This is a genomic window from Ruegeria sp. AL11, from assembly GCF_056540865.1.
Map to the genome: position 1 here is coordinate 1 of NZ_JBQFXO010000076.1, position 623 is coordinate 623.

At 57.1% G+C, this 623-nt stretch carries 1 protein-coding gene; it reads left to right on the forward strand.

From position 1 onward, the window contains the following. Positions 1-70: 70 nt before the first annotated feature. On the forward strand, positions 71-623 hold a 553-nt coding region (locus ACR0IP_RS23370), incomplete at its 3' end, for an MlaA family lipoprotein (protein WP_480528191.1).

Sequence of the window (623 nt, forward strand, 5' to 3'; positions counted from 1 at the left end):
GGGCCATTTAGGAGAGACAAAGATCGTGTCGAGCAGATTTCGCCTGAAACACCTTGTTTTACTGTCGCTCATGGCCGTTGTGTCCGCCTGTGCAACCACGCCGCCCGAGGGTGCCTCGCGCAGTGACGTGTTTGACCCGTATGAAAATGCGAACCGGGGAATTCACAAGTTCAATCTGGGTGTTGACCGGTTTCTGTTCCGGCCGGCCTCGAAAGGCTATGTCAAAATCGTTCCTGACCCGATGGTCACCAGTTTCAGCACTTTTGCCGAAAACATCTCGCTGCCCGGTCAGGCTGTTGACTACCTGCTTCAGGGCAACCCGAAACAGATGGGCAACGCCCTGCTGCGCTTTGTGATCAACATGACCGTTGGTGGCTTTGGCCTGTCTTCGCCCGCTGATGAGCTGAACCTGCCACCGGTGGACACGGATTTCGGTGAGACCCTGCATGTCTGGGGAGTGGGTGAAGGCGCTTATATCGAGCTGCCATTCTATGGCCCGTCGACCCAAAGGGATGCGATTGGGGTTGTGGTCAACCTGTTCTCGAACCCGATCAATTTCAGCCCGGTCCGCCCGGTGGACAACATCGGCGTCTATGCCGAAGTTGTGCGCCGGATGGGCGACC